The following is an 18,273-nucleotide window of genomic DNA, read 5'->3' as shown; positions in this document are numbered from 1 at the left end:
ACAGCGGAGCCGCCGCGACCCCCACCGCGGCGGCTCCTTTCCCCAGCGCGTCCCGGCCCCTCCCCCACTCCCCTCCGCACCCCACCCGGGGCACCCCGCTCCCCTCCCCCATCTCCCCGCACTGGAGCCTGTCATGGCCCGTACCACGCAGCAGCCGTCCCACCGGCGCCGCAGCAAGATCCCGGCCGCCCTCGCCACCGCGACCGCGCTGGCCCTGGCCGGCGGCGGCCTCGCCCTGACCGCGGGCGGCGCGAACGCCGCGGTCGGCAACCTGGTCGCCAACGGCGGCTTCGAGTCCGGCCTCTCCGGCTGGACCTGCACCGGCAACGCCGCCACGGTCGCCGCCCCGGTGCACTCCGGCACCGGCGCGCTGGCCGCCACCCCGGGCGCCGGCGACACCGCCGAGTGCACCCAGACCGTCGCGGTGCTCCCCAACACCGCCTACACGCTGAACGCCTGGGTCCAGGGCCCGTACGTCTACCTGGGCGCCCGCGGCACCGGCGGCACCGACCCGTCCACCTGGTCGGCGCAGAGCGCCTGGAACCAGCTGAACACGAGCTTCACCACCGGCGCGACCACCACCAGCGTCACCCTCTACCTGCACGGCTGGTACGGCCAGTCCACCTACAACGCGGACGACGTCCAGCTGATCGGCCCGGGCGGCACCGCCTCGCCGAGCCCGTCGGCCTCCGCCACCTCGGCCTCGCCCTCCGCCTCGGCCTCGCCGACCAAGAGCGCCTCGCCGTCCGCGTCGGCCTCGCCCTCGCAGAGCGCGTCGCCGACGGCCTCCGCCTCCCCGAGCACCTCGGCCTCGCCGACCGCCACCGCCACCAGCACCACGCCGCCGAACACCGGCCTGCCCAAGCACGTGCTGACCGGCTACTGGCAGAACTTCGACAACAACTCGACGGTCCAGAAGCTCAGCGACGTGCAGTCGGCGTACGACATCATCGCGGTGTCCTTCGCCGACGCGACCGCCACCCAGGGCGCGATCTCCTTCACCCTGGACCCGGCGCTGGCCACCAAGCTCGGCGGCTACACCGATGCCCAGTTCAAGGCCGACATCGCGGCCAAGCACGCGGCCGGCAAGAAGGTCGTCCTCTCCATCGGCGGCCAGAACGGCGCCATCTCGGTCGGCAACGCCGCCGCGGCGACCAACTTCGCCAACTCGGCGTACAGCCTGATCCAGCAGTACGGTTTCGACGGCATCGACGTCGACCTGGAGAACGGCGTCGACCCGACCTACATGTCCCAGGCGCTGCACACCCTGCAGTCCAAGGTCGGCCCCGGCTTCGTGCTGACCATGGCGCCCGAGACCATCGGCATGTACTCCACGGCCGGCGCCTACTTCCAGCTGGCGCTGAACACCAAGGACATCCTGACCGTCGTCAACACCCAGTTCTACAACTCCGGTGGCATGAACGGCTGCGACGGCAAGGTCTACACCCAGGGCACCGTCGACTTCATCACCGCCCAGGTCTGCACCCACATCCAGGGCGGCCTGCGCCCGGACCAGGTCGGCATCGGCGTCCCGGCCTCCAGCAAGGCGGCGGGCGGCGGCTACGTCAACTCCACCGTGGTCAACAACGCGCTGGACTGCCTGGCCACCGGCAACCACTGCGGCAGCTTCGTCCCGCCGGCCAAGTGGCCGACCATCCGCGGCGCGATGACCTGGTCGACCAACTGGGACGCCAACAACGGCAACGACTTCTCCACCAACGTCGGCGCCTTCACCCACTCCATGCCGTAACTCCCGCGGTTGCGCTGCCCCTTGAGGGAGGGGCCGGCGCCCGCACCGGGGCCCGCCGTACCGCTGGGGTACGGCGGGCCCCGCCCTTTCCCGCTCCCGGCGCCCCGTCAGAACGCGGCGAGGACGGCGGCCAGGGTGCCCAGCAGCATCGCCGGGCCGAAGGCGAACTCGCCGCCGCGCCCGGTCCGGCGCAGCACCAGCAGGACGACCGCCCACAGCGCGGCGATCAGCCACATCCACAGGACGCCCGTACAGAGGGTGCGCCAGCCGGCCAGGCCGAGCACCGCGCCCAGCGACGGGGCGAGTTTGGCGTCGCCGAGGCCCATCGGGGCGAGCAGGGCGAGCAGCAGGAAGAGCAGGCCGAGGCCGGCCGCCGCGAGGGCGGCGCGCAGCCAGGCGCCGGGGCGGGGGTCGGCGAGCGGGGCGAGCAGCGCGGTGCCGAGGAACAGCGGCAGGGTGAGCGCGTCCGGCAGCCGCAGCACGGCGGCGTCCACGAAGCCCAGCACGGTGCCGAGCAGGGCGAGCCAGACCAGCAGCGGCAGCCAGCGCGCCGGGGCGGTCGCACCGAGGGCCGCGCCGAGGGCGGCGGCCACCGCCTCGACGGCCAGCGGCGGCGGCCCGGTCCGGTCGCCGTGCCGCAGGCAGCGCCCGAGCGGGGTGACGGGGCAGCTGCGCCACGGCTCCCCGGCCGGCACCGCCCAGCGCACCACCGCGGACCTGAGCGGCACGCCCGCGAGCAGCCCCAGCACGGCCCCGACCACTGCCCCGAACATCGCGCGCCTCCCCTGACGGTCCGTCGCGACCCTACCGCCGGGCGGCGTTCGCCCGTCCGTGTCCAGGTGGCGAACACCACGCCGTGATCGGCGTTACACCGCCGTAAAGTAGGCGGGTATGCAGGTCATCCAGTCCAGCAAGCTCGCCAATGTCTGCTACGACATCCGCGGCCCGGTGCTCGACGAGGCGATGCGGCTGGAGGACCAGGGCCACCGCATCCTGAAGCTCAACACCGGCAACCCCGCCGCGTTCGGTTTCGAGGCGCCGCCCGAGATCCTCCAGGACATCCTCCGCAACCTCAACAGCGCGCACGGCTACGGCGATTCGAAGGGCCTGCTCTCGGCGCGCCGCGCCGTGGTCATGCACTACGAGGAGCGCGGCCTGCACGGCCTCTCGGTCGAGGACGTGTACCTCGGCAACGGGGTGTCCGAGCTGATCCAGCTCGCCATGACGGCGCTGCTCGACGACGGCGACGAGGTGCTCGTCCCCGCGCCGGACTACCCGCTGTGGACGGCCTCGGTCTCGCTGGCCGGCGGCACCGCGGTGCACTACCGCTGCGACGAGCAGGCCGAGTGGTACCCGGACCTGGCCGACATCGCCGCGAAGGTCACCGACCGGACCAGGGCGATCGTCGTGATCAACCCCAACAACCCGACCGGGGCGGTGTACCCGAAGGAGCTGCTGGAGGGGATCGTCGAACTGGCCCGCGCGCACAAGCTGGTGGTGTACGCGGACGAGATCTACGACAAGATCCTGTACGACGGCGTGCAGCACACCCCGCTGGCCACCCTGGCGCCGGACCTGTTCTGCGTCACCTTCAACGGCATGTCCAAGTCGTACCGGGTGGCGGGCTTCCGCTCCGGCTGGATGGTGCTCTCCGGCGACCGGCAGCGGGCCCGCTCCTACATCGAGGGCCTCAACGTGCTGGCCTCGATGCGGCTGTGCGCCAACATGCCGGCCCAGCACGCGGTGGCCGCGGCGCTCGGCGGGCGGCAGTCGATCCGCGACCTGATCCTGCCCGGCGGCCGGCTGCTGGCTTCCCGGGACGCCGCGTACAAGCTGCTGAACGAGATCCCGGGCGTCTCCTGCGTGAAGCCCAAGGGCGCGCTGTACGCCTTCCCGCGGCTCGACCCGCAGGTCTACAAGATCAAGGACGACGCGCAGATGGTGCTGGACCTGCTGCGCTCCCAGCGCATCCTGATCGTCCAGGGCACCGGCTTCAACTGGCCCGACCCGGACCACTTCCGGCTGGTCACCCTGCCCCGCCCGGAGGAGATCACCGACGCGGTCACCCGGATCGGCGACTTCCTGTCGGGCTACGCCCAGCCGTAGCGGACGCGTCAGGGCCCCGCACCCCCGGCCGGGGGTGCGGGGCCCTGACGTCGTGTCAGCCGGGCCGGCCGTGTCAGTCGCCGAGGCGCTTGACCAGGGCCCGGTACTCGTCCCACAGCTCGCTCGGCGTGTGCTCGCCGAACGTCTCCAGGTGGGCCGGGACCAGCGCGGCCTCCTGCTTCCAGATCTCCTTGTCGACCGTGAACAGCAGCTCGCGGTCGGCCTCGGCCAGCTCCAGGCCGTCCAGGTCGAAGCCCTCGACGGTCGGCAGCACGCCGATCGGCGTCTCGACGCCCTCGCCGGTGCCCTCCAGCCGCTCGACGATCCACTTCAGCACGCGGCTGTTCTCGCCGTAGCCGGGCCAGACGAACTGGCCGTCGGCGTTCTTCCGGAACCAGTTGACGTAGTAGATCTTCGGCAGCTCGGCGGCATCCGCGGCGGCGCCGACCTTCAGCCAGTGCGCGAAGTAGTCGCCCATGTTGTAGCCGCAGAACGGCAGCATGGCGAACGGGTCGCGGCGCAGCTCGCCGACGGTGCCCTCGGCGGCGGCGGTCTTCTCGGAGGCGATGTTGGCGCCGAGGAAGACGCCGTGCTGCCAGTCGAAGGACTCGGTGACCAGCGGGACGGCGGTGGCCCGGCGGCCGCCGAACAGGATGGCCGAGATCGGGACGCCGGCCTGGTCCTCCCACTCGGGGGCGATGGTCGGGCACTGCGCGGCCGGGACGGCGAACCGGGCGTTCGGGTGGGCGGCGGGGGTGCCGGACTCCGGGGTCCAGTCGTTGCCGCGCCAGTCGGTCAGGTGCGCGGGCGGCTCCTCGGTGAGGCCCTCCCACCAGACGTCGCCGTCGTCGGTGAGCGCGACGTTGGTGAAGACGGTGTTGCCCCAGAGGGTCTTGATCGCGTTGGCGTTGGTGTCCTCGCCGGTGCCGGGGGCGACGCCGAAGAAGCCGGCCTCCGGGTTGATGGCGTAGAGCCGGCCGTCGGCGCCGAACCGCATCCAGGCGATGTCGTCGCCGATGGTCTCGACCTTCCAGCCCGGGATCGTCGGCTGGAGCATGGCCAGGTTGGTCTTGCCGCAGGCGGACGGGAAGGCGGCCGCGACGTACTTGGCCTCGCCCGACGGCGGGGTGAGCTTGAGGATCAGCATGTGCTCGGCCAGCCAGCCCTCGTCGCGGGCCATGGTGGAGGCGATCCGCAGCGCGTAGCACTTCTTGCCGAGCAGGGCGTTGCCGCCGTAGCCGGAGCCGAAGGACCAGATCTCCTTGGTCTCCGGGAAGTGCGAGATGTACTTGGTGGTGTTGCACGGCCAGGCGACGTCGGCCTCGCCCTCGGCCAGCGGGGCGCCGACGGTGTGCACGGCCTTGACGAAGTCGCCGTCCTCGCCGAGCTGGTCGAGCACGGCCTGTCCCATCCGGGTCATCACGCGCATCGAGACGGCGACGTACGCGGAGTCGGTGATCTCGACGCCGTACGCGGCCAGCGGGGAGCCGACCGGGCCCATCGAGAACGGCACCACGTACATGGTGCGGCCCTTCATCGCGCCGCGGAACAGCCCGTTCTTCCCCTGGAAGATCTCCCGCATCTCGGCGGGGGCCTTCCAGTGGTTGGTGGGGCCGGCGTCCTTCTCCTGCTCGGAGCAGATGAAGGTGCGGTCCTCGACGCGGGCAACGTCGGACGGGTCGGAGGCCGCGTAGTAGGAGTTGGGGCGCTTGTTCTCGTCCAGCTTGGTGAAGGTGCCCTGGGCGACGAGCTGCTCGGCGAGGCGGTGGTACTCCTCCTCCGAGCCGTCGCACCACACCACGCGGTCCGGCTGGGTCAGCTCGGCAATCTCGTTGACCCACTCCACCAGGCGCTGGTGGCGGGTGGGCGCGGACTCGGCGAGCGCAGAGATCTGAGGCGACACGATCGCTCCGTTTCACACCATCTCGGCCAGGAGACGGCTTCGCGGGGGTTGAGGGTGGTTACACCGTAGCCCCGGGCAACCACTGCTTCTTTGTCAAACTGGCGCCATTGACGAGATCTTTACTCCGAAGTGTCTGATTCCGGGGCGCCGATGTACCGCTCGCCCGCCCCGAGGAGACCTGGGTCACGCCTCTCGATTTAGCCGAAACGGACAAGAGTGAGAGTCGCCACTTTCCTACGCGTCAGTAACCTACGGTTCCGTAAGATGCTGCCCATGACCGCGGAAGTTCTGGAGCTCGTGAAGCCCAAGTGGCGCGGCTGGCTGCACGCCGGGATGTTCCCGGCCTCGCTCGCCGCCGGAATCGTGTTGATCTGCCTGGCCGACTCGACCGCGGCGCGCCTCGCCTGCGTCGTCTACTCGGTGAGCGCCTGGATGCTGTTCGGGGTGAGCGCGGTCTACCACCGCTTCACCTGGGGGCCGCGCGGCGAGGCGGTGCTGCGCCGGCTCGACCACGCCAACATCTTCCTGATCATCGCGGGGACGTACACCCCGTTCACCATCCTGCTGCTGGACGGCGCGCGGCAGCAGGTCCTGCTCTGGCTGGTCTGGGGCGGCGCGCTGGCCGGGATCGCCTTCCGGGTGTTCTGGGTCGGCGCCCCGCGCTGGCTCTACACCCCGTGCTACGTGGCCCTCGGCTGGGCGGCGGTGTTCTTCCTGCCGGACTTCCTGCACAAGGGCGGGCCCGCCGTGCTGACGCTGATCGTGGTCGGCGGCGTGCTCTACACCGTGGGCGGCGTGATCTACGGCCTGAAGCGGCCGGACCCGTCACCGCGCTGGTTCGGCTTCCACGAGGTGTTCCACGCCTTCACGCTCGGCGCGTTCATCGTCCAGTACGTGGGGGTCTCGATCGCGGCGTACACCCTGGCCGGCTGAGGCCCGGCGGGCTCAGTACCGGACGGGCTGGGCCCGGCCCTCCAGCCGCTGGCGGGCCCGGCGGCAGCGCTCGCAGTGCGCGGCGTCGGGCCCCTCGCCCGCCGCCCGCTGGTGCGCGCGGCCCCGGAACCGGTAGGCCACCCAGGCCATCACGGCCAGCACCTCGACCGCGGAGACCGCCCAGACCAGGCGGGCGCCGCCGATCAGGTAGCCCGCGATGACGGCCAGCGCGGCCAGCACACCGACCACGCCGCTCCAGAAACGCGCCGCACCGTACTCCATCGGCTGAACCTCCCGCCGGCCGACCGATCGTCTGACAGGTCGTCAGAGAACTTCCCACCTACAGTGACATGTTCAGCACTCGGCCGGGGCGAACGGGGGATCAACATCGCGTCAACACCAGTGGTGGGGATCGCACATCCCCTCCTCCGGTTCCCGGGGCGGCCGGGCCGCCGCCGGGAGCCGCGGGTCGGCGGGGGTCAGTCGGCCAGCAGCACCAGCTTGCCGGTGGTCCGGCCGGTGTCGCCGAGCGCGTGCGCCTCCGCCGCCCCGGCCAGCGGGAAGGTCCCGGCGATCTCGGCCCGCAGCAGGCCGCGCTCGGCCAGGTCGGCGACCGCCGCCATCCCGGCCTGATCGGCCTCCACCAGCATCATCGCGGTGCGCACGCCCAGCCGGGCCGCCTCCTCGGCCAGCCCCTCGACCGGGAAGGGCAGGATCGACACCAGCAGCCCGCCGGGGCGCAGCGTGGCCAGCGAGCGCAGCTGGTACGCGCCGCCGACGGTGTCCAGCACGACGTCGACGTCGCGGACCGCCGCGGCGAAGTCGGTCTCCCGGTAGTCGATCACCTCGTCGGCGCCGATGCCGCGCAGGAAGTCGTGCTTGGCGGCGCTGGCCGTCCCGATCACGTACGCGCCGCGGGCCTTGGCGATCTGCACGGCGAGGTGGCCGACGCCGCCGGCCGCCGCGTGCACCAGCACCCGGTCCCCGGCGCCGACGCCGGCGGTGTCCACCAGGGCCTGCCAGGCGGTCAGCGCGGCCAGCGGGAGCGCCCCGGCCTGGACGGTGTCGACGGCGGCGGGCCGGTGGACGAAGGCGCGGGCCGGTCCGACGGCGTACTCGGCGTGCGCCCCGACCCCGTGCGGGTAGGGCAGCATGCCGAACACCTCGTCGCCGGGCGCGAACAGCGTGACGCCGAAGCCGACGGCCTCGACGGTGCCCGCCACGTCCCAGCCGAGGACGAACGGCGGGGTGCCGAGGAAGCCGCCGCCGGCCCGGTGCTTCCAGTCGGTGGGGTTGAGCCCGGCGGCCTTCACCCGGACCAGGATCTCGCTGGTGCCCGGCACCGGCCGGGGCAGTTCCACTTCCTTCAGCACCTCGGGCCCGCCCAGCGCGTCCTGGCTGATCGCGCGCATGGTCCTGGTCTTCGAGTCGGTCTTCGGGTCGGTCTTCGGGTCGGTCTTCGTCTCGGTCGTCATGCCCTTCAGCCTGCCGGGGGCAGGGCGGGCCGACGAGTGGCATGATGGCCACTGTCCGATGGATTCCTGTCAGGAGGGTGTGCCGTGTCCGCTCCGCACCGGATCGCCGTGCTCGCCCTGGAGGGCGTCTACCCGTTCGAACTGGGCATCCCCCGGCGGGTGTTCGGCAGCACCGACGGCCTGTACGAGCTGGCCACCTGCACCGTGGACGGGCGGCCGGTCCGCTCGGACGCCGACTTCAGCATCGGGGTCGAGCACGGCCCGGAGATCCTGGCGACGGCCGACACCGTGGTGATCCCGCCGTTCACCCCGGCCCTGGCCGGGCCCGAGCTGGCGCCGCCGGTCGCCGCCGCGCTGGCGCTGATCCGGCCCGGCACCCGCATCCTGTCGATCTGCACCGGCGCCTTCGTACTGGCCGCGGCCGGTCTGCTGGACGGCCGCCCCGCCACCACGCACTGGGCGCTCACCGACCGCTTCCGGGCACTGTTCCCGCGGGTCCGGCTCGACCCGGACGTGCTGTTCGTCGACGACGGCGACCTGCTGACCTCGGCGGGCGCGGCCTCCGGCGTCGACCTGTGCCTGCACGTGCTGCGCGCCGACCACGGGGCCGCCGTCGCCAACCGGGCCGCCCGGCTCTGCGTGGTGCCGCCCTGGCGGGACGGCGGCCAGGCCCAGTACATCGAGCACCCGGTGCCCGCGAGCGGCTCCGCCGGAACGTCCGCCACCCGCGAGTGGGCCCTCACCCAGCTGCACCGCCCGCTCCCGCTGGACGAGTTGGCCCGGCACGCCGCGATGAGCACCCGCACCTTCGCCCGCCGCTTCCAGGACGAGACCGGCCAGAGCCCGGGCCGCTGGCTGACCGGGCAGCGGGTCGCGCTGGCCCGGCAACTGCTGGAGGCGACCGATCTGACGGTGGACCAGATCGCCGCCCGGGTCGGCTTCGCCAACCCCGTCTCGCTACGCCAGCACCTGCACGCCGCGATCGGCGTCTCCCCGCTGGCCTACCGGCGCACCTTCGCGGGGGCGTCCGCCTGAACCGTCCCGGCCGTCCGAACCGCCCCGGCCACGGGAACGGCGGGACCGGCCGGTGCCCCGTGGGGAGCACCGACCGGCCCGATCCGGTCCTCAGTACTTGACGCGGGCCTTCCGGCGCCGCAGGCCGATCGCGGTGCCGGCCAGGGCGGTCAGCCCCAGCACGGACCCGGCCGCGACCGCGGGGGTGGTGCGGTCGGGCGCGGGCGCGGCGTCGGCCCGGAAGCCGCCGGCCTTGCCGGAGGCGTCGTACGCGGAGCCGGGCAGCTTGTCCCCGTACCGCTGGTGGACGAGCTGCTGGTAGGCGGCGACGGTGGTGCCGTGCGCGCCGACCGAGCGGCGGGCGGAGTCCTCCAGTGGCAGGACCCGGCCGTCCTTGAGCTCGTACCAGGCGTTGATCTGCGGTTCGCGGAAGGCGGTGCCGCCGTCGGCGGCGGCCCGGGCCGCGTAGTCGGTCTCGTCGCCGCCGGAGGCGATGTTGACGACCCGCCAACTGCCGTTCCGCTCGGCGGTCCAGACCGAGGCGGTCTGGCCGTCCGCGGCGATCGCCTTGGTCGCGGTGAACTCGACTGCGGCGACCCGCGCCCCGGGACGGCCCGCCACGAAGTCGGCGTCCAGGGTGTAGACCGGCACGGTGTCGCCGGTCAGCCGGGGGGCGGCGGCGTGCGCGGCCTTCGCCTCGTCGGCGGCGCTGATCCCCAGCGACTGGGTGGGCGGCACGCCCCCACGGGCGAAGAAGTGGCCCAACTGGTCCAGCACGGCGGGGTCCTGGGTCGCGCCCCGGGCGGCGGCGAGTTCCCCGCCGGTCGGGGCGGCGGGGCCGTCGGCGGCCTGCGCCGACGGGGCGGCGGCGAGGCCGAGGGCGGTGGCCGCGGTGAGCGCGGCGGCGGCGCGGGCGAGGCGGCCGCTCATCGAGGGCTTGCTCATGACGGGGCTCCTCACGCGCCGACGCGGTACAGGGAGTGGGTCCAGGAGAAGGAGCTGTTGCTCACGTAGTAGTCGTAGTCGCCCCAGTTGTAGCGGTAGTTGGACGGCCACGGGTCGCCCCAGTACAGCCAGTTGTTGCCGGGGTCGTAGCCGTAGAGCACGTTCATGTGGCCGCCGCCGGAACTCCACTGGATGCGGGTCTCGACCGGCCGGCCGTTGTCGATCTCGGTCTGCACGGTGGAGTAGCGCAGGTAGCCGTTGACGTACGAGCCGGTGCTGATGCCGATCCGGTACAGCGCGTTCTGCACGTCGCCCAGGCTGGCCTGGCTGTTCGGGCAGCTGGAGTTGACGGAGCGGCCGAACGCCAGGTTGCAGAACTGGTTCTGGCTGTAGCCGTAGCCGTAGTACGTGGCGATGGTGTTGCCGCTGGCCGCCCAGCACCAGTTGCTCTGCTGCTGGGCCTGCATGGTGAGGTTCAGGGTGCGCGCGGTGCCGGCCAGGGTGGGGGCCTGGGGCTTGGCGGCGGCGGCCTGGACGGCGGCGGGGGCGGCGGCCTGGGCGGGGACGGCGGCCGCGGCGCCCAGCACCGGGGCGAGGACGCCCAGGGCGAGCGCGGCGGCCGTCCGACGCAGCCGCATCGGGGTGAATGGCATGGGGGTGGTCCTCCTGGCAGGGGCGAGGAGTGGATGTGGGGGCGGCGTCCGGACGCGCTGGACGAGCATCCGGCCGTTGACGCGGGTGGGTCAACGGCCTGTCCTGGCCCGGGAGTCGGGGTGTGAACGGGGCGGCCGGGGGTGTGAACGGGGCGGCCCTGGGCAGCGCGGATATCGCCCGGACCGATGACAACGGCGCCGGAAGGTGTGAATATTCACGGTCAGTTGAGGAGGTGGCCCTTGCAGCAGCCGCCCGCACCACCGGAGTTGGCCCTCGCCCTGCGCACCGGGCCGTTCCACCTCGCCCTGCGGGCCGCGATCGCCGCCCGCGGCCTGGCCCTGCACCGGCTGCGCCAGCGCCTGGCCCAGCGCGGCGTGCAGGTCGGCGTGACCAGCCTGAGCTACTGGCAGCAGGGCCGGCGCCGTCCCGAGCGGCCCGAGTCGCTGCGCGCCGTCACGGTGCTGGAGGAGGTGCTGGAGCTGCCCGAGCACTCACTGACCCGGCTGCTCGGCCCGCGCCGCACCTCCCCCGACCCGGCCGGCCCGGCCGTCCGCCCCTACCGGGACCTGATCAGCCCCGCCGAGGCCGTGGACGGGCTGCTCGCCGTGCTGTCCGGCCCGCCCGACACCGGCCTGCACACCGTCACCCACATCGAGCGCATCCGGGTCGGCGCGGACCGCTGCCTGCAGCGCCGCGACTCCCAGCACGTGCTGCGGGCGCACCGGGACGGCATCGACCGCTACCTGGCGATCTACCAGGGCGATCCCGGCTGCGACATCGAACGGGTGCGGGTCCGCGCCGAGGAGAACTGCCGGACCGGCCGGGTCCGCCGCGACCCCGCCGCCCACATGCTGGTCGCCGAACTCCTGCTGGACCGCCGGCTGCGCACCGGCGACACCCACCTGCTCGGCTACGGCTTCGACGAGGCGCCCGCCACCGGGCCCAGCCGCGAGTACGTCCGCGGCTTCAACGCGGGCGCCGGCCAGTACGTCCTGCAGGTCACCTTCGACCCGGCCGCGCTGCCGGTCCGCTGCGACCGCTTCATGCGGCGCCGCCCCGAGCAGTCCGCGCTGGAGATCGAGGAGCTGACCCTGGACGGGCACCACTGCGCGCACCTGGTGGCCGCCGACCTACCGCCCTGCCTGCTCGGCCTGCGCTGGGACTGGGAGTGAACTCCCTTTTTTTGATTGCTGGTCGGTGATTGCTAGTTGGTGATCCGGCCGCCGGCCACGTCGACGGTCAGGCCGGTCAGCCAGCCCGCCGCGTCGGAGGCCAGGAACAGCGCGGCGGAGGCGACGTCCTGCGGGGTGCCGAGCCGGGCCAGCGGGTGGGTGTCGGCGACCCTGCGCTGCACCTCGGCGGGCATCCGCTCGCGCACCCGCTCGGTCAGGATCGCCGACGGCGCGAGGCAGTTGACCCGGATGCCGTACGGCCCCAGCTCGGTCGCCAGGTGCCGGGTCAGCATCACCACGCCCGCGTTGGCCACCCCGTACGCCAGGTTCGCCCCGCTGGGCTGCCGGCCCGCCGCCGAGGACATGGTCAGAATGCTGCCCGACCCGCGCTCCAGCATCCCCGGCAGGAACGCCTGCACGGTCAGGAACGCCGAGGTCAGGTCCGACTCCAGCACCTCGCGCCAGCGCCCCGCCGTCAACTCGGCCGTGGGCACCGGGAATCCCTGCCCGCCCGCGAACGCAGCCAGCACGTCCACCGGGCCGAACCAGCCCTCCACCGACGCCCGCACCCCGTCCAGCGCGCCCGGGTCCGTCACGTCGGCCACCGCCGACAGCGCGGCCCCGCCCGCCCGCTCGATCTCCCCGACCACGCCCGCCAGCGCCGCTGCGTCCCGGCCGACCACGCACACCGCCGCGCCCTGGGCGGCGAACGCCCGCGCCGTCTCGGCACCGATCCCGCGCGAACCGCCGGTCACCACGACCGTCCGGCCTTGCAACTCCGGGTAGTTCCCGGTCATCACGATCAACTCCCTCTGTTCGGAACGGATTTCCTCAGGATTCGGGGCGCGCTCAGGCGTCCTGTGCGCGGCGGCGGCTGATCGGCAGCAGCGCGGCCGCGCACAGCAGCCAGAGCGCCCCGCCGAACCGGACCACCGGCAGCAGGTACAGGAAGCCGTCCACCACCAGGGCGAGCAGCGCCAGCATCCCCGCCGCGGCCACCACCAGGCCGGACCACGTCACGCCCCGGGGCAGCAGCCCGGCCAGCAGCGCCGAGACCGACACCCCCGCGACCAGCAGCGCGAACCCGGCCGCGTAGGCGGGCCCGCCCGCCAGGAACGAGACGTCCGCCAGTGCCCGGCCCAGCGCGGGCGGCGCGTCCGCCGGCAACCGACCCCCTGCCCAGCCGGCGGCGGCGCTCAGCACCAGCGCGACCGCCGCCAGCACCCCGCCCACCAGGGCGATCGCCGACCCCGGCGCGGTGATCCCGAGCGCCCGCAGCCGCCGGTAGAACACCGCCGCGCACAGCGCCAGCGGCACGGCGGCCGCGAGCAGCAGCAGCGCGCCCAGCCTCGCCTCGCCTCCGTGCTCCTGGGCGTACCGCACCACCTCCGCCCCCGTGGCGTCCGGATGCGGAGTGGCGCGGTTGACCACCGTGTAGGCGACGGTCAGCGCGACGGTGGCGATCGCCGGCGCGAGCAGCGGCGGGCCGGTCTGCGGACGGCGGGCGCCCGTGGCGGGGCGGGTCGGAGCGGTGGCACTCATGGTTCCTCCCGGTCATCGATATACCCAAGATAATGATTACACGGTGGAACGATTGTCAAACGGGTACGATGTCGCCATGAGTACGGAGCCCACGCATCACGAGGCAGCCCGCCCCGGCGGCCCCCCGGGCGGCTCGGCCTTCCTACTGGCCCAGCTCGGCGCCCACGCCGCCGACCGCTTCGCCGAACGGATCGCCGCCCTCGACCTCACCCCCGCCCAGGCCGGCCTGCTCCGCCTGCTCGTCCAGCAGCCCGGGCGCAGCCAGCGCGAACTCGCGGACGCGCTGGGCATGCCGCCCAGCCGCTTCGTCCCCTTCGCGGACGGCCTGGAACAACGCGGCCTGATCGAACGCCGCCGCAACGCGGAGGACCGCCGCCTCTACGCCCTGCACCTCACCCCGGACGGCCTCGCCCTCCTGGCCCGCCTCCGCGAGACCGCCCTCGCCCACGAACAGGACGTCACCCAGTCCCTCACCCCCGAGGAACACGCCCAACTCACCACCCTGCTCGGCCGCATCGCCACCCAACAGGGCCTCACCCCGGGCATCCACCCGGGCTACCGCCACGTGCACGCCCGCTGAGGCAAGCGCTTCGGCAGAGTGCGCTTTCAGGGGCCCGGGGAACGGCGGCGCCGAGTGGCGGGTGACCGACGGGCCGCGAAGCGCCGACCCCGTTTCGGGCCGAAGGTCTTTCGGCCGACGCCCCGTAGCGCCCCACTGTGCCCCGCCGTTCCCCGGGCCCCTGATTACTCGGCGTCTGCCACAAAGCTTCCCCGGGCCCCTGCTGTGGAAGCGTCCCCTCAGTGGAAGGCGACGTGCACGGAGTCGCCCACCGGCACGTACCCGATGCGCTGGTAGATCGCGTTGCTGGTCGGGTTGGACAGGTCCGTGAACAGCAGTACCTCCTCCGCGCCCCACCCCAGGGCCTGCTCCGACGCGGCGGCCGTCAGCGCACTCGCGTACCCCCGCCCGCGCCGCTCGCGCGGCGTGTAGACCGGCCCGATCCGGGACATCCCGGCGACCACCGGGCTCGCTCCGGCGAGCGCGGTGGGGCCGAGGCCGTCCACCTCCCAGAGCAGCAGGGCGCCGGCCACGATCCGCTGTTCCGCGTCGGCCCGCAGGTCCGTGGGCGCCCCGACCTCCGCCTCGGCGCAGAATTCGCCGAGCCACCGCGCGACCAGCTCGACGTCCGTCGGCCCGGCGGGTCGCGGCCGTCCGGCGGGCGGGATCGGCGGCGGGGTCAACTCGCCCAGCCGGTAAAGCCGTTCGTTGGACTCGATCGACCAGTCCCGGCCGGTGACCCGGGCCTGCTCGGCGGCGTAGGCGAGCACCACCGCCCGGCCGCCCGCGACGTCGGCGGGCTGCTCGGGTTCGGCGGCGATGATCCGGGCGAGTGCCTCGGCGGCGGCGACCGGCATCCGGCCGAGGCGCTGCCCGTACGGCGGGGTGCGCAGGGTGGCGCCGGTGACGGTGCCGTCGGGCTCCCGCCACCAGCCGAAGCGCGGCGCTTGCTCGCCGTAGACGTGCAGCCCGTCCCGTCCGAGGCGGTCGAGGATGGTGAGGAGCACCGTGTTCTCGGCGGGGTCGGCGGCGAGGAAGGTGCCAGCTGCGGTGCGGAATTCGTCCAGGGACGTGCTCAGTGTCCAGCTCATGCCGCATCCTCCCCCGGCGTCGTCCGGCCGGGCCACCCGTTTGCGGCGGCCCGGCCGGGAGGGGTCAGTCGCGCAGGCGCTGCTCCAGTTCGGCCACGTCCCCGGTGGGGCGTTCGCAGACGAAGTGCCGGCAGACGTACGCGGCGGCCTGCCCGTCCAGCAGCGGGCGGTCGGCCAGCAGCGGGACTTCGGTGTCGCCGGGGGCACCGACCGCGACGACCGCGCCGGGGGCGGTGGAGCGCAGCGCGGCCAGGTGCAGGGCGGCGCGGCGCGGATCGCCGTCGACGCCGACGACCGCGACCTCGCGCGGGCCGTCGAGCAGTGCCTCGGCGGCGGCGAGGCCCCAGCCGGTGAACCGGGGGGCGCGGGTGCCGAGGGTGGAGACGATGCCCAACGCCCTTTCGGCGGCGGTGCGGTGGCGGGCCGAGCCGGTGTACGCGGCGTAGCCGAGCAGGGCCGCGGCGGCGGCGCTCCAGCCGGACGGGGCGGCGTTGTCGGTGGGGTCCTGCGGGCGGCGGATCAGCTGCTCGGCGTCATCGGCGGTGTCGTACAGCGCGCCGGACTTCTCGTCGGTGAAGTGCAGCAGCACCAGGTCGAGGAGTTCGCCGGCCAACTGCAGCCAGGACGTCTCGCCGCCGACCGCGTACAACGCGAGGAAGCCCTCGGCGACGTCGGCGTAGTCCTCCAGGACACCCGCGTTGGCGCCGGCCCGGCCGTCCCGGGAGGTGCGCAGCAGCCGGCCCTCGGCGGTGAAGTGGACGGCGACCAGCAGGTCGGCGGCACGCTCGGCGGCCTCCACCAGGTCGGGGCGCTCCAGCAGCGCGCCGGCCTCGGCGAGAGCGGCGATCGCCAGGCCGTTCCAGGCCGCGACCACCTTGTCGTCCCGAGCGGGGGCGGGGCGCTGCGCCCGGGCCTCGAACAGCTTCGCCCGGATCTCCTGGTACGCCGCCGCGTCCTCGGGGTCCTTCGGCAGTTGCAGGACCGAGCTGCCGTGCTCGAACGTGCCGGTGACGTCGAAGAGTTCGGCCGTGCGGGCGGCGTCCGCCCCGCCCAGCACGGCTGCCAACTGCTCGGGCGTCCAGGCGTAGTACGCGCCCTCGGCGTTCTTCCCGCGCTCGGCGTCCAGCGAGTCGGCGTCCAGCGCGGAGGCGAAACCGCCCTCGGGGGTGCGCAGTTCGCGCAGCAGGAAGTCGGCGGTCTCCAGCGCGACCCGGCGCGGCAGCTCCGCACCGGTGGCCCGCCACAGGTGCAGGTACACCCGCAGCAGCAGCGCGTTGTCGTACAGCATCTTCTCGAAGTGCGGCACCGTCCAGGTGGCGTCCACCGCGTAGCGGGCGAAGCCGCCGCCGAGCTGGTCGTAGATCCCGCCGCGGGCCATCGCCTCGCAGGTCCGCTCCACCATCTGCAACGCGGCCTCGGAGCCGGTCCGGGCGTGGTGGCGCAGCAGGAACTCCAGCACCATCGACGGCGGGAACTTCGGGGCGCCGCCGAAACCGCCCCGCCGCTCGTCGAAGGACCTGCTCAACTCGACGACGGCCCGGTGCAGTTCATCCTCGCCGGGGAGCTCGGCCAGCCCGCTGCCGACCGCGTACACCGAGGCCCGCTCGGCCAGATCCCGGCCGATCCGCCCGGCGACCTCCCCGACCTCCGCGCGCCGCTCCGTCCACGCCTTCCCCACGCCCTCCAGCACCTGCCGGAACGAGGGCATCCCGTGCCGCGGCTCCGGCGGGAAGTACGTCCCGAAGTAGAACGGCTCCTGCTCCGGCGTCAGGAACACCGTCATCGGCCACCCACCCTGCCCGGTGGCCGCCTGCACCGCCTCCATGTACACCGCGTCGACGTCCGGCCGCTCCTCCCGGTCGACCTTCACCGCCACGAACCGCTCGTTCAGGTACCGGGCCACCGCCTCGTCCTCGAACGACTCGTGCGCCATCACGTGACACCAGTGGCACGCCGCGTAGCCGACGGAGAGCAGCACCGGCACCCCGCGCCGCGCCGCCTCCTCGAACGCCTCCGGGCCCCACTCCCACCAGTCCACGGGATTGTCGGCGTGCTGCTGCAGGTACGGGGACGTGGCATCGGCCAGGCGGTTCGGCATACAGCCATCCTTGCGCACGCAAGCGATGAAGTCTGCCTGTGGTGCAAGCTCGCGCCCGAAGACCATCCACTCGGCTTTCAAAGGTTTTCGGTGGCCGCCTGGGCCTCAGCCCTGCGTACATCCGCCAGAGAGCAGCCGCTGTCGTCCTTCCATCTGTCCACTCCGTTGATGCTGTAGCCCGTCATCACGCTGGCAGCCGGGGACGGATGAGTGAAGGTGTATGCCTGCGTCAACCGCAGGCGCTTGTCATCCTCGATGACCAGCACCTTCTCCTCCAGAAGCTGCTCGCGGATCCTGCGAGCAGCCCTGGGCATGGAGTCGGCAACCGCTCTGCGCGCGAAGGAGCCTTCCCGGACGGTGAATCCGTACGGGCTCTCGTAACCACTGGCGAAAGTCAGGTTCGCCTTCGTCTTCAGGTGGTAAATGTGCCGCGGCCGGACCGCTTCGGCCGCTTCCACAGGAACAGGATGCGCGCTCAATTCCTCATCGAAGTAGGTGGCTCCCTGGAGCAGCATGATCGCAAGAGCATGCTTGCGGTACTCGTCCAGGAAATGGGCGTCCTGCGGGTCCAGTGCGAGCGGATGCGGCTGGTTGGTGTTGACGACGGCCCGCCCGATGCTGCGGGCCAGCGCGATCAGCTCTCCTTCGAGGACAGCAGTGATCGTGGTGCTGAGGGGATGGCCCTCCGCGCTCGTCAAGACGAAGGTATGGCTCCAGAAGTCCTTCTTCTCGGCTGTCTGGTAGGTGCTCATACAGGTCTGCAAGGCATCGCTTCGGCCGATGTACAGCCGGTGCGGCATAGCCAGGCTGCCCCCGTTGGGGCCGACCAGGACGTAAACGCCAGGGCGCGCCAGCTCGCCACGCGCGCGTACATCCCGGTAGGCCAGGCGTGGAAAGGCGAGGACCTGGCCGGTCCAACCCCGGCGAGTGATCCGGCGCAACCCGCCGGCAGCGCCATCGACCAGCTCGACGGTATAGAACTCTCCGACCCGACCGATCCTCGACATGTCGACAAGGTTCACACATCGCTT

Annotated in this window: 17 protein-coding genes; 6 read left to right on the top strand and 11 right to left on the bottom strand. The window is 73.1% G+C overall.

All coding sequences use genetic code 11. The features are described from left to right. Positions 1–133 precede the first annotated feature (133 nt). Positions 134–1,750 carry a chitinase gene (locus ACIOHG_RS04185; protein WP_400945077.1) on the top strand — a complete coding sequence of 539 codons (1,617 nt, stop codon included), beginning with the start codon at positions 134–136 and terminating at the stop codon, positions 1,748–1,750. Positions 1,751–1,857: 107 nt separating this feature from the next. Here ACIOHG_RS04185 and ACIOHG_RS04180 read toward each other — a convergent pair whose 3' ends face one another. Then, on the bottom strand, positions 1,858–2,523 hold the full coding sequence (locus ACIOHG_RS04180; protein WP_400945075.1) for a prepilin peptidase: 666 nt from the start codon (positions 2,521–2,523) through the stop codon (positions 1,858–1,860). Between the two features lie 118 nt (positions 2,524–2,641). On the opposite strand from ACIOHG_RS04180, the gene ACIOHG_RS04175 reads away from it, so the two are divergent. Beyond that, a complete protein-coding gene (locus tag ACIOHG_RS04175; protein ID WP_400945073.1) occupies positions 2,642–3,856 on the top strand; it encodes a pyridoxal phosphate-dependent aminotransferase in 1,215 nt (404 codons plus the stop codon). Positions 3,857–3,929: 73 nt separating this feature from the next. On the opposite strand, the gene ACIOHG_RS04170 is transcribed toward ACIOHG_RS04175, so the two are convergent. Further along, positions 3,930–5,759, bottom strand: a complete 1,830-nt coding sequence (locus ACIOHG_RS04170) for a phosphoenolpyruvate carboxykinase (GTP) (RefSeq protein WP_400945071.1) — start codon at positions 5,757–5,759, stop codon at positions 3,930–3,932. A gap of 264 nt (positions 5,760–6,023) precedes the next feature. Between ACIOHG_RS04170 and ACIOHG_RS04165 the strand changes: the two genes are divergently transcribed. Continuing rightward, positions 6,024–6,692 (top strand): hemolysin III family protein, encoded by a 669-nt coding sequence (locus tag ACIOHG_RS04165; RefSeq protein ID WP_400945070.1) that lies wholly within the window; start codon positions 6,024–6,026, stop codon positions 6,690–6,692. Positions 6,693–6,704: 12 nt separating this feature from the next. Here ACIOHG_RS04165 and ACIOHG_RS04160 read toward each other — a convergent pair whose 3' ends face one another. Beyond that, positions 6,705–6,974 carry a hypothetical protein gene (locus ACIOHG_RS04160; RefSeq protein ID WP_400945068.1) on the bottom strand — a complete coding sequence of 90 codons (270 nt, stop codon included), beginning with the start codon at positions 6,972–6,974 and terminating at the stop codon, positions 6,705–6,707. A 197-nt stretch (positions 6,975–7,171) separates the two neighbouring features. After that, positions 7,172–8,167, bottom strand: a complete 996-nt coding sequence (locus tag ACIOHG_RS04155; protein WP_400945066.1) for an NADP-dependent oxidoreductase — start codon at positions 8,165–8,167, stop codon at positions 7,172–7,174. Between the two features lie 84 nt (positions 8,168–8,251). On the opposite strand from ACIOHG_RS04155, the gene ACIOHG_RS04150 reads away from it, so the two are divergent. Continuing rightward, the gene (locus ACIOHG_RS04150; RefSeq protein ID WP_400945064.1) at positions 8,252–9,202 is read left to right on the top strand and encodes a GlxA family transcriptional regulator; all 951 of its coding nucleotides are present in this window, start codon (positions 8,252–8,254) and stop codon (positions 9,200–9,202) included. Between the two features lie 90 nt (positions 9,203–9,292). On the opposite strand, the gene ACIOHG_RS04145 is transcribed toward ACIOHG_RS04150, so the two are convergent. Further along, a complete protein-coding gene (locus ACIOHG_RS04145; RefSeq protein WP_400945062.1) occupies positions 9,293–10,126 on the bottom strand; it encodes a hypothetical protein in 834 nt (277 codons plus the stop codon). Between the two features lie 11 nt (positions 10,127–10,137). Beyond that, on the bottom strand, positions 10,138–10,779 hold the full coding sequence (locus ACIOHG_RS04140; protein WP_400945060.1) for a papain-like cysteine protease family protein: 642 nt from the start codon (positions 10,777–10,779) through the stop codon (positions 10,138–10,140). Between the two features lie 240 nt (positions 10,780–11,019). Here ACIOHG_RS04140 and ACIOHG_RS04135 point away from each other — a divergent pair, with 240 nt between their 5' ends. Next, the gene (locus tag ACIOHG_RS04135) at positions 11,020–11,952 is read left to right on the top strand and encodes a hypothetical protein (RefSeq protein WP_400945058.1); all 933 of its coding nucleotides are present in this window, start codon (positions 11,020–11,022) and stop codon (positions 11,950–11,952) included. A 32-nt stretch (positions 11,953–11,984) separates the two neighbouring features. On the opposite strand, the gene ACIOHG_RS04130 is transcribed toward ACIOHG_RS04135, so the two are convergent. Continuing rightward, positions 11,985–12,749 (bottom strand): SDR family NAD(P)-dependent oxidoreductase, encoded by a 765-nt coding sequence (locus ACIOHG_RS04130; protein ID WP_400945056.1) that lies wholly within the window; start codon positions 12,747–12,749, stop codon positions 11,985–11,987. Between the two features lie 52 nt (positions 12,750–12,801). Beyond that, positions 12,802–13,494, bottom strand: a complete 693-nt coding sequence (locus tag ACIOHG_RS04125; protein ID WP_400945054.1) for a DUF4386 domain-containing protein — start codon at positions 13,492–13,494, stop codon at positions 12,802–12,804. A 76-nt stretch (positions 13,495–13,570) separates the two neighbouring features. Between ACIOHG_RS04125 and ACIOHG_RS04120 the strand changes: the two genes are divergently transcribed. After that, positions 13,571–14,074 (top strand): MarR family winged helix-turn-helix transcriptional regulator, encoded by a 504-nt coding sequence (locus ACIOHG_RS04120; RefSeq protein ID WP_400945052.1) that lies wholly within the window; start codon positions 13,571–13,573, stop codon positions 14,072–14,074. Positions 14,075–14,292: 218 nt separating this feature from the next. Here ACIOHG_RS04120 and ACIOHG_RS04115 read toward each other — a convergent pair whose 3' ends face one another. The 3 genes from ACIOHG_RS04115 to ACIOHG_RS04105 form a co-directional block, all read right to left on the bottom strand. Further along, positions 14,293–15,144, bottom strand: coding sequence for a GNAT family N-acetyltransferase (locus ACIOHG_RS04115; RefSeq protein ID WP_400945050.1), 852 nt, complete (start codon positions 15,142–15,144; stop codon positions 14,293–14,295). A 64-nt stretch (positions 15,145–15,208) separates the two neighbouring features. Next, entirely contained in the window at positions 15,209–17,242 is a 2,034-nt protein-coding gene (locus ACIOHG_RS04110) for a thioredoxin domain-containing protein (RefSeq protein ID WP_400945048.1), read from the bottom strand. 77 nt (positions 17,243–17,319) lie between these two features. Continuing rightward, positions 17,320–18,264 carry a DUF4357 domain-containing protein gene (locus ACIOHG_RS04105; protein WP_400945046.1) on the bottom strand — a complete coding sequence of 315 codons (945 nt, stop codon included), beginning with the start codon at positions 18,262–18,264 and terminating at the stop codon, positions 17,320–17,322. Between the last annotated feature and the right edge of the window lie 9 nt (positions 18,265–18,273).

The organism is Kitasatospora sp. NPDC088134 (assembly GCF_044741705.1).
In the GTDB taxonomy this organism is placed as follows: Bacteria; Actinomycetota; Actinomycetes; order Streptomycetales; family Streptomycetaceae; genus Kitasatospora.
Note: the sequence above shows the minus strand (reverse complement) of the source record. Positions and strands in the feature narration are given on the sequence as shown.